This is a genomic window from Pseudomonas sp. KU26590, assembly GCF_026153515.1.
GTDB lineage: Bacteria > Pseudomonadota > Gammaproteobacteria > Pseudomonadales > Pseudomonadaceae > Aquipseudomonas.
The window spans coordinates 5,940,226-5,952,462 of sequence record NZ_CP110644.1; the positions used below are offsets into that span (position 1 = coordinate 5,940,226).

12 protein-coding genes are annotated in these 12,237 nt (G+C 60.5%); 6 read left to right on the forward strand and 6 right to left on the reverse strand.

The features are described 5' to 3' along the window. Positions 1–78 precede the first annotated feature (78 nt). Entirely contained in the window at positions 79–1,779 is a 1,701-nt protein-coding gene (gene ureC / locus OKW98_RS26365) for an urease subunit alpha (RefSeq protein ID WP_265387316.1), read from the forward strand. Positions 1,780–2,026: 247 nt separating this feature from the next. After that, positions 2,027–3,160 carry a sensor histidine kinase gene (locus OKW98_RS26370; protein WP_265387317.1) on the forward strand — a complete coding sequence of 378 codons (1,134 nt, stop codon included), beginning with the start codon at positions 2,027–2,029 and terminating at the stop codon, positions 3,158–3,160. A 232-nt stretch (positions 3,161–3,392) separates the two neighbouring features. Here OKW98_RS26370 and OKW98_RS26375 read toward each other — a convergent pair whose 3' ends face one another. Both OKW98_RS26375 and cbpA read right to left on the reverse strand, forming a co-directional pair. Next, positions 3,393–3,689 carry a chaperone modulator CbpM gene (locus OKW98_RS26375; protein ID WP_265387318.1) on the reverse strand — a complete coding sequence of 99 codons (297 nt, stop codon included), beginning with the start codon at positions 3,687–3,689 and terminating at the stop codon, positions 3,393–3,395. A gap of 2 nt (positions 3,690–3,691) precedes the next feature. After that, positions 3,692–4,657: a curved DNA-binding protein gene (cbpA, locus tag OKW98_RS26380; RefSeq protein ID WP_265387319.1), complete on the reverse strand. Its 966-nt coding sequence runs from the start codon at positions 4,655–4,657 to the stop codon at positions 3,692–3,694. Positions 4,658–4,951: 294 nt separating this feature from the next. Between cbpA and OKW98_RS26385 the strand changes: the two genes are divergently transcribed. Beyond that, a complete protein-coding gene (locus OKW98_RS26385) occupies positions 4,952–6,217 on the forward strand; it encodes an Hsp70 family protein (protein ID WP_265387320.1) in 1,266 nt (421 codons plus the stop codon). Positions 6,218–7,058: 841 nt separating this feature from the next. On the opposite strand, the gene OKW98_RS26390 is transcribed toward OKW98_RS26385, so the two are convergent. Both OKW98_RS26390 and OKW98_RS26395 read right to left on the reverse strand, forming a co-directional pair. After that, positions 7,059–8,069, reverse strand: a complete 1,011-nt coding sequence (locus OKW98_RS26390; protein ID WP_122625647.1) for an AI-2E family transporter — start codon at positions 8,067–8,069, stop codon at positions 7,059–7,061. Between the two features lie 188 nt (positions 8,070–8,257). Next, entirely contained in the window at positions 8,258–8,548 is a 291-nt protein-coding gene (locus OKW98_RS26395) for a PsiF family protein (protein WP_265387321.1), read from the reverse strand. 151 nt (positions 8,549–8,699) lie between these two features. On the opposite strand from OKW98_RS26395, the gene OKW98_RS26400 reads away from it, so the two are divergent. Beyond that, positions 8,700–9,584 (forward strand): DMT family transporter, encoded by an 885-nt coding sequence (locus tag OKW98_RS26400; RefSeq protein WP_265387322.1) that lies wholly within the window; start codon positions 8,700–8,702, stop codon positions 9,582–9,584. Positions 9,585–9,607: 23 nt separating this feature from the next. Here the strand turns inward: OKW98_RS26400 and OKW98_RS26405 are convergent, their stop codons facing one another. Then, positions 9,608–9,844, reverse strand: coding sequence for a hypothetical protein (locus tag OKW98_RS26405; protein WP_265387323.1), 237 nt, complete (start codon positions 9,842–9,844; stop codon positions 9,608–9,610). 58 nt (positions 9,845–9,902) lie between these two features. Then, positions 9,903–10,793, reverse strand: a complete 891-nt coding sequence (locus OKW98_RS26410) for an esterase/lipase family protein (RefSeq protein ID WP_265387324.1) — start codon at positions 10,791–10,793, stop codon at positions 9,903–9,905. A gap of 186 nt (positions 10,794–10,979) precedes the next feature. On the opposite strand from OKW98_RS26410, the gene osmE reads away from it, so the two are divergent. Next, positions 10,980–11,318 (forward strand): osmotically-inducible lipoprotein OsmE, encoded by a 339-nt coding sequence (osmE, locus tag OKW98_RS26415; RefSeq protein ID WP_265387325.1) that lies wholly within the window; start codon positions 10,980–10,982, stop codon positions 11,316–11,318. Between the two features lie 317 nt (positions 11,319–11,635). Continuing rightward, on the forward strand, positions 11,636–12,169 hold the full coding sequence (locus OKW98_RS26420; protein ID WP_265387326.1) for a ferritin-like domain-containing protein: 534 nt from the start codon (positions 11,636–11,638) through the stop codon (positions 12,167–12,169). The last annotated feature ends 68 nt before the right edge of the window (positions 12,170–12,237 follow it).

Consider the following 12,237-nt stretch of genomic DNA (forward strand, 5'->3'; position numbering starts at 1 on the left):
GTCCGCGGCGTACACAACATTCGCTTTTACTTGCCGCTTGCCGCTTGAGGCTTGCCGCTTTGATTCGAGGAACGAAGTATGAAGATCAGCCGACAAGCCTACGCCGACATGTTCGGCCCCACTGTCGGCGACCGTGTGCGTCTGGCCGACACCGAGCTGTGGATCGAGGTCGAGCAGGATTTCACCGTCTATGGCGAGGAAGTGAAATTCGGTGGCGGCAAGGTCATTCGTGACGGCATGGGCCAGGGCCAGGGCGTTGCTGCCGAAGTCGTCGACACGCTGATCACCAACGCGCTGATCATCGATCACTGGGGCATCGTCAAAGCCGACGTCGGCCTCAAGGACGGGCGCATTGCGGCCATTGGCAAAGCCGGCAACCCCGACATTCAGCCCGGCGTGACCATCGCCATCGGCGCCGCGACTGAAGTCATCGCCGGCGAAGGCATGATCCTCACCGCCGGCGGCGTCGACACGCACATCCACTTCATCTGCCCGCAGCAGATCGAAGAAGCGCTGATGAGTGGCGTCACCACCATGATCGGCGGCGGCACCGGCCCGGCGACGGGCACCAACGCGACCACGGTCACGCCCGGCAAGTGGCACATGATGCGCATGTTGCAGGCCGCCGAAGCGTTCCCCATGAACATCGGCTTCACCGGCAAGGGCAACGTCAGCCTGCCCGAGCCGCTGATCGAACAGGTCAAGGCCGGTGCCATCGGCCTCAAGCTGCACGAAGACTGGGGCACCACGCCCGCAGCCATCGACAACTGCCTGAGCGTCGCCGATCAGTACGACGTTCAAGTGGCGATCCACACCGACACGCTGAACGAGTCGGGCTTCGTCGAAACCACCCTGGCGGCGTTCAAGAACCGCACCATTCACACCTACCACACCGAAGGCGCCGGCGGCGGCCATGCACCGGACATCATCAAGGCCTGCGGCTTCGCCAACGTGCTGCCAAGCTCGACCAACCCGACCCGGCCGTTCACCCGCAACACCATCGACGAGCACCTGGACATGCTGATGGTCTGCCATCACCTGGACCCAAGCATTGCCGAAGACGTCGCGTTCGCCGAGAGCCGCATCCGCCGCGAGACCATTGCTGCCGAGGACATCCTCCACGATCTGGGCGCGTTTTCGATGCTCAGCTCCGACAGCCAGGCCATGGGCCGCGTCGGCGAAGTGATCATGCGCACCTGGCAGACTGCCGACAAAATGAAACGCCAGCGCGGCCCGCTGCCCGGTGACGGAGAAGGCAACGACAACTTCCGCGCCAAACGCTACATCGCCAAATACACGATCAACCCGGCGATCACCCACGGCATCAGCCATGAAGTGGGGTCGGTGGAAGTGGGCAAATGGGCGGACCTGGTGCTCTGGCGCCCGGCCTTTTTCGGCGTGAAACCGACCCTCATCCTCAAGGGCGGCTCGATTGCCGCCAGCCTGATGGGCGACGCTAACGCCTCGATTCCGACCCCACAGCCGGTTCACTACCGGCCGATGTTCGCCAGCTACGGCAGCTCATTGCACGCCAGCAGCCTGACCTTCATCAGCCAGGCGGCCTTCGATGCAGGCGTGCCGGAACAACTGGGGCTCAAGAAACAGATCGGCGTGGTCAAGGGCTGCCGCAGCGTGACCAAGGCCGACCTCATCCACAACGACTACTTGCCGAACATCGACGTGGACCCGCAGACCTATCAGGTGAAGGCCGACGGTGTGCTGTTGTGGTGCGAGCCGGCCGAGGTCCTGCCGATGGCGCAGCGGTATTTTCTGTTTTAAGGGCATTAGTCCGTTCTTGTAGGAGCGTGGCTTGTCCCGCGATCTGGTGCGCAGCGCCAGTGAAATCCATGAATGCGATGATCCAGCTATTCCGTGATCGCCGCTTTTCACGACGACTTTGTCGCCGATCGCGGGACAAGCCACGCTCCTACAATGAAAGCGTGCAAATCCGTGATGCGTCCTGCAACCACATGGCGTTACTATGCGCGCTCTCATTCAGCGCCCCGCCAGCAAGGTAGTCCCCCCCATGCGTCTTTCGGACTTCATCGTTCAGAACGTGGATCGCATCGTCGATGAGTGGGAACGGTTTGCTGCCACGCTGACGCCCGCAGCTGCCCAGATGAGTTCAGTCGAGCTGCGCGACCACGCTGAGGCGATCCTGCTGGCGGCTGCGCGTGACATGAACACCGCCCAGACCAAAGCCGAGCGCCTCGCCAAGGCTCAGGGCGAAGACATCGGCAAGACACCGACACTCGATCAGGCCGCTGCCAGTCATGGCGCGCTGCGGCATGTCGTCGGGTTTGATCTGGTGCAGATGACTTCAGAGTTTCGCCACCTTCGGGCCACGGTCGTGCGCTTCTGGGCTGAAAGCCAGACAGAACCCCAGTCCAGTCACCTCACCGACATGATTCGCTTCAACGAAGCCATCGATGAAGCGCTGGCCGAGTCGACGGCCGCCTACGCCGATCGCGTGACGCGCTCCCGCGACATCTTTCTCGCCATTCTCGGTCACGACCTGCGCGCGCCCTTGCAGGCCATTGGTATGTCGTCCGAAGTGCTCATGCGCAAGACCACGCTGGCAGACGCCGATCTTGCGTACATCAAGCGCATCAAAAGCAGCGGCCTGCTGATGGGCACGATGATCAACGATCTGCTGGAATTCGTCCGCAGTCGTCTGGGCGTGACGCTGCCGGTAGAGCGCAAGCCGATGGAGATGACCCTCGCCTGCCGCGAAGCCATCGACGCGGCTACGGCAGGACAGCCCGATTGCAATGCAGTGTTCACCAGCACCGGGGACACACGAGGCGAGTGGGATCACACACGCATCGCGCAAATGCTGCAAAACCTCATTGGCAATGCCTTGCAACATGGCGCCGCGACGCGTCGGGTCAGCGTGACGCTTACCGGCAGCGAAAACCATGTGAGCCTCTCGGTGAATAACGGCGGCGAGCCTATCGCCGAGGAAGCCATCGGCAGCATCTTCGACCCGCTGGTGCGCTCGGCCAACGAAAAGGCCGGCGTTCATAACACGTCCACCAGTCTTGGCCTGGGTCTGTTCATCGTGAAGGAAGTGGTGAGTGCACATGGCGGCAGCATCACGGTGGTATCCAACGTAGGGGACGGCACGACGTTTACCGTGGAATTGCCGAAGAAAGGCTAGCAAGCGGACCCCGGTCAGGCAGTCAGCCTTGGCGCAGTTGATACACCTCATACCGTAGGAGCCGGCTTGCTGGCGAACCTGCCCTGTAAGTCACCTCAGATGCCGCTGACCCACCGCATTCGCCAGCAAGCCGACTCCTACAGATTTGTGTCGATCACACATCGTGTCGACAACATCAGGCCATTGCAGGAGTGAGCTTGCTCGCGATGGCGTCAGCCCATTCAACAGCTCATCAGTCCAGAAACCGTCCCAACCGCTGCCTGAGCAGGCGGTTTTCTGCTCTCACGCGCTCAAGCTCTTCGAGCAGGCTAAGCGCCAGGGCGACGCCGTCCCATTCCAGCTGCAATTCGTGATGCAATTTCACTGCACGCCTGGCAATCGACAGCGCTGCACTGTCGAATAGCCAGTCGTCCGGCTGCCTTCCCTGGGGTTCGAGAATGCCGTGCTCGACAATCTCGATGACGAAGGCGGCCGGCATATCGACCACCTGACAGAACTCCTGCATGTCTATGACCAGGGTGTCGCTCATGATCAGTTACTCCATTGAGCCCTCGGATCGAACGCGGCCTGCTCGGCCAGCTTCTCCCACAGCGCCTTGGTAGCCTCATCGGTGGATTTGGGCATGACGATTTTCAGTTGTGCGTACAGATCGCCGCGCTGGCCCTGTTTGTTCAACAGGCCATTGCCTTTGACTCGCAGCCGCTGCCCGTTCTGACTGTCAGGACGGAGGGTCAGGTTGATCTTGCCCGTCAGCGTCGGGACGGCGACCTTGGTACCGAGGGCTGCTTCCCACGGCGCGATTGGCACCGTGATGATCAGGTCATGGCCCTCAACGTCGAACATCGGGTGCGGCGCCAGACGGATGATCAAATACAGATCGCCCTTCTCGCCACCGCCCACGCCGGGAGCGCCCTGCCCCTTGAGGCGAATGCGCTCGCCATCGGTGACACCCGCCGGGATCTTCACATTCAGCGTCTTGGTGATGTCCGCCATGCGCTGGCCGCTGGCGCTGTGTTGCGGGACGTTGAAGCTGATCTGTTTGGATTCGGTGGAAAGAGTCTCCTCCAGAAACACCGCCAGTTCCATCTCCACGTCCTGCCCTCGACGCCCCGGGCTCTGCGCCCGACCGCCTTGCTGACCACCACGATTGCCGAAGATAGAGCTGAAGAAGTCGGAGAAGTCGCCGTTCTCGAAGTCACCGGCACCATAGCCCTGCCCCGCGCCCGCGCCCGCGCCGCCACGGCCCTGCCAGCCAGGCGGCGGCTGGAACCGGCCCTGACTGCCGTATTTGCGGATCTCGTCGTATTCGGCGCGTTTCTCCGGGTCGCTTAGCGCTTCATACGCCTCGGACGCCTCTTTGAATTTGTCTTCCGCGCCAGGCTCTTTGCTGACGTCGGGGTGATACTTGCGCGCGAGTTTGCGATAGGCGGTCTTGATTGTCTTCTCGTCCGCCGTCGGCTCTACGCCAAGGATCTTGTAATAGTCTTTGAAGTCCATCTGACGGTCACCCAATTCTGGAATATCCAGCTCAGTCCGCAGCGCGTTTCACATGGGAACGCTGGCTGCGTTGAACGTTGCAAGGTTATCGGCACGCAGTCGCGCGAAATGAAACGCTGTCCAGACCGGCCAAAATAATGAAGAGTTGCCTGCTAGATTGGGGCGCGGGGGCGCAGTTCAAGGCAGGAGCGGGAAATAGATGCCGGACGGGCGATAAACCGACGTTTCGCGCTACGCATCCGGCGCGCACTCGCATACACTGCGCGGCCGTTTTTCGACTGGTATGCAAAGCAGATGAGCACTCCATCCCCGGCCCGTGCCCTTGGTATTGACTTCGGCACGTCCAACTCCACGGTCGGCTGGCTGCGTCCCGGAGCGGAAACGCTGATCGCGCTGGAGGACGGCAAGATCACGCTGCCTTCGGTGGTGTTTTTCAACATCGAAGAGCGCCGCCCGGTCTACGGTCGCCTCGCCCTTCACGAATACCTTGAGGGCTACGAAGGCCGGCTGATGCGCTCGCTCAAGAGCCTGCTGGGTTCCAAGCTGATCAAGCACGACACCAGCGTGCTCGGTACGGCGATGCCGTTCAAGGACCTGCTCGGGCTGTTCATCGGCGAACTTAAAAAGCGTGCCGAAGCCGCCGCCGGTCATTCCTTCGAGCAAGTGGTGCTGGGCCGCCCGGTGCATTTCGTCGATGACGACGCTGCCGCCGATCAGGAGGCTGAAGACACGCTGGCCGACGTGGCGCGCAAGATCGGCTTCAAGGACGTGTCCTTTCAGTTCGAGCCCATCGCAGCGGCGTTCGACTACGAGTCGACCCTGGACCGTGAAGAGCTGGTGCTGATCGTCGACATCGGCGGCGGTACGTCGGACTTCTCGCTGGTGCGTCTGTCGCCGGAGCGCCGTCTGATCAATGACCGCCACAGCGACATTCTTGCTACCGGTGGCGTGCACATCGGCGGTACCGACTTCGACAAGCAGCTGAGCCTGCAGGGCGTGATGCCGCTGTTTGGCTATGGCAGCCGGATGAAAAGCGGCGCGTACATGCCGACCAGCACGCACATGAACCTGGCGACCTGGCACACGATCAACTCGGTGTATTCGCAAAAGTCGCAACTGGCGCTGGGCAGCATGCGCTACGACATCGAAGACACCCAGGGCATTGATCGGCTGTTCAAGTTGATTGATCAACGCGCTGGCCACTGGCTGGCGATGGAAGTCGAAGAGACGAAGATCCAGCTGACTCAGGCGGATAATCGCCTGGTGCCGATGGACCGCGTCGAGCCTGGCCTGAGTGTCGATCTGACCCGCCAGTTGTTCGAATCGTCCATTGATGCGTTGCTCGAACGCGTGCGCGGCAGTGTCACTAACCTGTTGAATCAGGCAGGCGTTGGCGTGACCGATGTCGATACCGTGTTCTTCACCGGTGGATCGAGCGGCATCCCGGCCCTGCGCAACAGCGTCGCCGCCATGTTGCCCAAGGCCCGACACGTTGAAGGCAACATCTTCGGCAGCATCGGCAGCGGCCTGGCGATCGAAGCGAAAAAGCGCTACGGCTGATTCCCCGCTGTCCCGCTTTTTAAGTGGGACCGGCTTTAGCCGGGAATGCGTCGGGTGTCACGCCGCAAATTTTATGGTGCACAAACCGGCCTCTTCCCGGCTGAAGCCGGTCCCACTAAAACACCGCGTGCTCTTGTAGGACTGGCTTTAGCCGGGAAGGCGTCGGGTGTCACGCCGCGAAATCGAGGGTGTTCATGAAGGCCTCTTCCCGGCTGAAGCCGGTCCCACTAAAACACCGCGTGCTCTTGTAGGACTGGCTTTAGCCGGGAAGGCGCCGGGTGTCACGCCGCGAAATCGAGGGTGTTCATGAAGGCCTCTTCCCGGCTGAAGCCGGTCCCACTAAAACACCGCGTGCTCTTGTAGGACTGGCTTTAGCCGGGAAGGCGTCGGGTGTCACGCCGCGAAATCGAGGGTGTTCATGAAGGCCTCTTCCCGGCTGCAGCCGGTCCGACTAAAACACCGCGCGCTCTTGTAGGACTGGCTTTAGCCGGGAAGGCGTCGGGTGTCACGCCGCGAAATCGAGGGTGTTCATGAAGGCCTCTTCCCGGCTGAAGCCGGTCCCACTAAAACACCGCGTGCTCTTGTAGGACTGGCTTTAGCCGGGAAGGCGCCGGGTGTCACGCCGCGAAATCGAGGGTGTTCATGAAGGCCTCTTCCCGGCTGAAGCCGGTCCCACTAAAACACCGCGTGCTCTTGTAGGACTGGCTTTAGCCGGGAAGGCGTCGGGTGTCACGCCGCGAAATCGAGGGTGTTCATGAAGGCCTCTTCCCGGCTGCAGCCGGTCCGACTAAAACACCGCGTGCAGCCGTGAAAAGGGGGCACATCTGTTGAGCAGCAGTCGCTACACCAACTCCGCCCGGCGCAGTTCGCTCTTCAGGTACGCGTAATAAATCGGCCCTGCCACGACACCCGGCAGGCCGAAGGCGGCTTCGAAGATGAGCATCGCCAGCAGCAATTCCCACGACTTGGCGCTGATCTGCCCGCCGACGATACGTGCGTTGAGGAAGTACTCGACCTTGTGGATCACGATCAGATACCCCAACGCCGCCATCGCCACCCAGATCGACAACGACATGCCGACGATGAAGATCAGCGTGTTGGACATCAGGTTGCCGACCACCGGAAGCAAGCCCAGCAGGAAGGTCAGTACGATCAGGGTTTTGGTCAGCGGCAGGTGCACGCCACACAACGGCAGGATCACCGCCAGGAATATAGAAGTGAACGCCGTGTTCAGCAGCGAGATCTTGATCTGCGCGAAGACGATATTGCGAAAGGCCTGACTCAGCAGGTGCAGGCGCTCGAACAGCGCCGCCGCCAAGGGCTTGCGCTTGGTGACATCGGGGATGCGCTGCAGGGCGATGATCGCGCCCAGCACCATGCCGATCAGCAAGGTCACGAACATGTGCGCCGCGCCCTTGCCGAGCAGTTGCAGCTCGCCCAGGTGCTTGGTCAGCCAGGCGCTGAGCGACACCTGAAACTCGGTGGCGCTGGCCGGCAGGTAGTTGTCGATGAAGGGCGGTAACTGACCACGGGCGCGGTCCACCAGAATCATGAATTTATCCAGCGACGCGCCGGGGTTTTCCGCCTCGTGCAGCAGGAAACTGATCGCGCCGGCAAACAGCAGCGCCAAAACAGTCACCACAAGCGTCCCCAGCAACGCCACCGCCAGCCACCGCGCACGCTCGCCGGCAATCAACCGTTGCAGCTGCGGCGTGAGCATGTCGACCAACTCATACACCAGCAGACCCGCCAGCAGACTGGGCAGAAGGTTGAGCGGCAGCACCAGCAGCAGCCCGCCGAACACGAGAATGCAACTGGCCAGATAGACTTGACGGGGCGTAAACGTTGGCATACAGCCTCAAAACGAGCGGCGTGAAGGATGGGCAGTCTGCCAGCGTTCTGAGTGGAGAACCAGCGACGCGAAAGCCCTTGAGGGCTCAAGCGTGGGGAGGCTGCGATTGCAGACCAGATCATCGGCCGCAATCGCAGAAAGTACAGGGGCTGGCGCCGTATTTCGACGCCCGTCATTGGCTCAGGAAATTATTTCTTTTTAAGACAATCGCTCATGAAGGCCTTGCGCGCATCGCCCTTGAGCGCCTGGGTGCCGGCCGTGGCGTTGCAGGTTTTCATCTTTTCCTGCTGAGTGGCGGCAGGCGCAGGCGCGGCCTTCAGGCAGGTGCTGATGAACGCCTTGCGCTCATCGCCCTTCAGGGTTTTCGCCGAGGCATCGGCGTTGCAGGTGGTCATTTTGTTTTGTTGCGCAGTGGCAGCAAAACCCTGGGCGCTCAACAGCAAGCCCATTACCAGCAGAGGAATACGCAGCATCGTCATCGGGTTTCTCCGGAAGCGCCACGCACCTGCATGGCTTTCAAAGCAGTGTAGCCAAAGAATGTTGCTGCATATTTCTGCAAATGCGCAGCGTGCGCTGGACGTGCGGACTGGCAGGCCGATAATGGCGCCTCATTTAAAAGCCGGTTCGCTCATGCAATACCTTTATCCACTGCTCACCGTCATGATCTGGGCCGGCAACAACGTCATCACCAAGGCAGCGGCCGGGCGTATTTTCCCGGCCGAGATCGGTTTCTATCGCTGGTTGCTGGCGGGTTTGCTGTTCACGCCATTCCTGCTCGGCCCCGTGCTGCGCAACCGGGCGCAGATCAAACCCATCATCGGCAAGGTCGTGGTGCTGGGCGTGCTGGGGATGGCGGTTTATCAAAGCCTGGCGTACTACGCGGCGAACATTACGACGGCCACCAACATGGGCATCATTCTGTCGCTGGTGCCGGTGATGACCCTGGGCATGTCGATCGCCAGCCTTGGTACCCGGCTGACCGCAGGCGCGCTGGTTGGCGCAATCGTGTCGTTTGCGGGCGTGTTGGGGGTGGTGTCCCAAGGGAGCTGGAGTTTGCTGATTGCCCATGGCATCAACATCGGCGACGTCATGATGCTCGTCGCGACACTGGCGTATGCGACCTACAGCACGCTGCTGAAGAAATGGCAGTTGCGCATGCCGCCATTGCAGCTGCTCTATCTGCAGATTCTGGTGGCGATCATTGCGCTGTTTCCGCTGTTTGTGATTTCACCGAAGACCGGCCTGAACGCGAGCAACATTCCGTTGGTGCTCTACGCGTGCATACCGACTTCAATGCTCGCGCCGCTGCTGTGGATGAAAGCAATTTCCATCCTGGGGCCAAGCCGTACCACGTTGTTTTTCAACCTGGTGCCGATCCTGACGGCGCTGGTTGCCGCGCTCGCACTGGGCGAGCAGCTGGCGTCCTATCACTTCATCGGCGGAGCCCTGACGCTGGGCGGGGTGATCCTGGCAGAACGCTGGACCACACCGCTGCGCAAGGCCGCGATCCGTTAAACCTGTCCGTCGGATGACACCGATCAGGCTTTGTCGTGCTCCTGCGCAGCGTGAATCGACACGTCGGTAATGCCCAGCACATGGGGCAGACCGATGGTGCTTTCACCTGTATCGAAGGGGTCATCTTCAACGGCCACGTTGTGCTTGAGCGCCAGCTCGTGCACGACCTCGATGATTGGCACGTCGAGGTTTTCAATCAGATCGACATGGTGCTCACCGGCCAGCGTGTACTCGATTTCATACAGCTCTTTATCGCTCATCCCATCACTTCCTACGCGACCTCACGGGTCGACTGATCACGAACAACGGCCAAATAAGTCAAAGACCGGCGGCTTTGAGACGCGCGGCATGTTCAAGGAACAACCCCACGGGATCGGCTCCCTTGCCCACCAGCCCGAAGTGCTGGTTGACGATGTCGAAATGGTCGAGCGGGTAGTCATCACCGATGACTTTGCCCAGGTGGGAACTGCATCTCCCGACCATGCCATCAGATTGACCTCGCTCTTTCGTGAACGTGCGAGCAAATATTCGGCAGGTGAGATTTGACGTATCGAAGACGTTCTTGCCGCGGTCGGTGCGCCCTGTTTGCAGGGTCCCTGACCACGAGTAATAGCGCACGCCGTTGACCACCTCGGCGCCCTGCCCGCCCCAGTATTTTGGCAACCCTTGAGGAAACAGCCGGTTGAATCGCGCTACCCCGCTGGTGGTCAGCGAATGGTGCGCAGCGTCGACATCCACAGGCAGACGCGTGCCGCGATAACCGGTGTCGAGAAGACTGGCGATGAGTGTGGTGAGGCGAATGGCAGCGTTGACCACAAGTCCTTTGGCGGTATGGGGCGGGTAATGCGCTTCAAAGTAATCGGCCAGTTCCGAGCCATGGTTGGGCCCCGCGACTGAGGTGACCGAGGCGACGAGGTCCGGGCGCACGCCAGCGACATACCGAATGGTCAGCGCGCCCTGACTGTGACCGATCAGATTGACCTTGGCTGCGCCGGTTTCCAGGAGAATTTCCTGCACGCGGGCCAGCAGTTGCTCGCCGCGGATCTCGGTGGAATTGACCGCCGAGACCATCACCGGGATCACCTGCGCACCGCCCCGACTCAGCGCCGACACGATGCCGAACCAGTACGGATAGACCACCAACTTCACGAAACCCATCAACCCCGGCACCAGGACGATGGGGTAACGCGTGGCCAGTTGTTGAGGCATGGAGGAGCGATTCCTGAGCGAGCGTCGTTGATGGAGGGAGTGAGGTGACGGTAGCCGGGAAACATTCATGAAACATGACAGAAATAGGTAATGCCCCATCGCCATCAATTTGATCGAACTCTTTTGTATCTTCAACGCTCCTAACAGCATCGGGCCAACAATGGCCTTTTTCGCGGAGCGATTCGAATGTTCAAGCAATCCCTGGCAGTAGTGATTTCCATGGCCGCATTGGCTGGTTGCGCATCGACCACCATGCCGAACCCGGTTGATTACGCGACCTATCGCAACGCACCGCTGGTCAAGCAAGTTGAAGAAGGCATGACCAAGGAACAAGTCCTGACCATCGGCGGCACGCCATCGACCACCATTCAGCGTCGCGCCCACCCAGGCACTTGCAACAACTACGTGCTGAACCGCGAAGGCCATCAGCAGGCGTACTACGTCACCTTCGACAACAATGGCCGCGTCAACAGCAAGGGTTTCATGACCTGCGAACAGCGTGACGCCAACGAACGCGCCATGTGATCTGATGCCATTCGTTTGAATGGGTCTTGATTGGATGAGTCTGCTCGCGATCACGAACGCCGAGGCATCGCAAGGATGCCCGGCACTGTCGTGATCATGGGCGATCCATCCTGAAGTACGTGCCCCCCCTCTTGTCTGCACATCAGTCTCACCCCGCGACAATCTGACCCCGCGTCAAAAAGTCCCCGAACAAAAATCAAACTTTTGCCAGTGCCCACCACTCACACCTTAAGACCCCGATCCTGCCGGGCGCCTGCCATAGGCATGGCGCAACAGAGCGCGACGGAAAAAAACCGGAACAGCCCTGGAGAAATCTGATGATCAATCTGCACCCTATGACCGATGTCGCCACGTTGCGAGAGCGCGCGCGCAAAAACGTTGAAGACGGCGCCGTCACTGAAGGCTACAACGGTGACCGTGAAGAGGTCCTGCGTTTGTTGAACTCATCGCTGGCGACCGAACTGGTCTGCACCCTGCGTTACAAGCGTCACTATTTCATGGCCAAGGGCATCAAGTCCCACGCCGCCGCTGACGAGTTTCTGGAACACGCCACTCAAGAACTCCAGCACGCTGACAAACTGGCCGAGCGTATCGTGCAGCTGGGCGGCGAGCCGGAATTCAACCCGGACCTGCTGAGCAAGAATTCCCACGCGCAGTACGTGGCCGGTAACACGCTGAAAGAGATGATCACTGAAGACCTGGTGGCCGAGCGCATCGCGATCGACAGCTACCGCGAAATCATTCAGTACATCGGCGATCAGGACCCAACCACTCGCCGCATCTTCGAAGAGATCCTGGCGCAGGAAGAAGAGCACGCCGACGACATGGCCGACCTGCTCGACGGCCTCTGATACGCAGCACGCAACGCAAGAAGCCAGGGCATATGCCCTGGCTTTTTTGTGGGTTACGTTTCAGCGTG

Excerpts from the sequence above, each read along its gene's own strand:
- OKW98_RS26420 (WP_265387326.1), top strand. The coding sequence starts at position 11,636 with ATGATCAATCTGCACCCTATGACCGATGTCGCCACGTTGCGAGAGCGC.
- cbpA (WP_265387319.1), bottom strand. The coding sequence starts at position 4,657 with ATGGACTTCAAAGACTATTACAAGATCCTTGGCGTAGAGCCGACGGCG.
- OKW98_RS26390 (WP_122625647.1), bottom strand. The coding sequence starts at position 8,069 with ATGCCAACGTTTACGCCCCGTCAAGTCTATCTGGCCAGTTGCATTCTC.
- ureC (WP_265387316.1), top strand. The coding sequence starts at position 79 with ATGAAGATCAGCCGACAAGCCTACGCCGACATGTTCGGCCCCACTGTC.
- OKW98_RS26370 (WP_265387317.1), top strand. The coding sequence starts at position 2,027 with ATGCGTCTTTCGGACTTCATCGTTCAGAACGTGGATCGCATCGTCGAT.
- OKW98_RS26395 (WP_265387321.1), bottom strand. The coding sequence starts at position 8,548 with ATGACGATGCTGCGTATTCCTCTGCTGGTAATGGGCTTGCTGTTGAGC.
- osmE (WP_265387325.1), top strand. The coding sequence starts at position 10,980 with ATGTTCAAGCAATCCCTGGCAGTAGTGATTTCCATGGCCGCATTGGCT.
- OKW98_RS26375 (WP_265387318.1), bottom strand. The coding sequence starts at position 3,689 with ATGAGCGACACCCTGGTCATAGACATGCAGGAGTTCTGTCAGGTGGTC.
- OKW98_RS26385 (WP_265387320.1), top strand. The coding sequence starts at position 4,952 with ATGAGCACTCCATCCCCGGCCCGTGCCCTTGGTATTGACTTCGGCACG.
- OKW98_RS26400 (WP_265387322.1), top strand. The coding sequence starts at position 8,700 with ATGCAATACCTTTATCCACTGCTCACCGTCATGATCTGGGCCGGCAAC.
- OKW98_RS26405 (WP_265387323.1), bottom strand. The coding sequence starts at position 9,844 with ATGAGCGATAAAGAGCTGTATGAAATCGAGTACACGCTGGCCGGTGAG.
- OKW98_RS26410 (WP_265387324.1), bottom strand. The coding sequence starts at position 10,793 with ATGCCTCAACAACTGGCCACGCGTTACCCCATCGTCCTGGTGCCGGGG.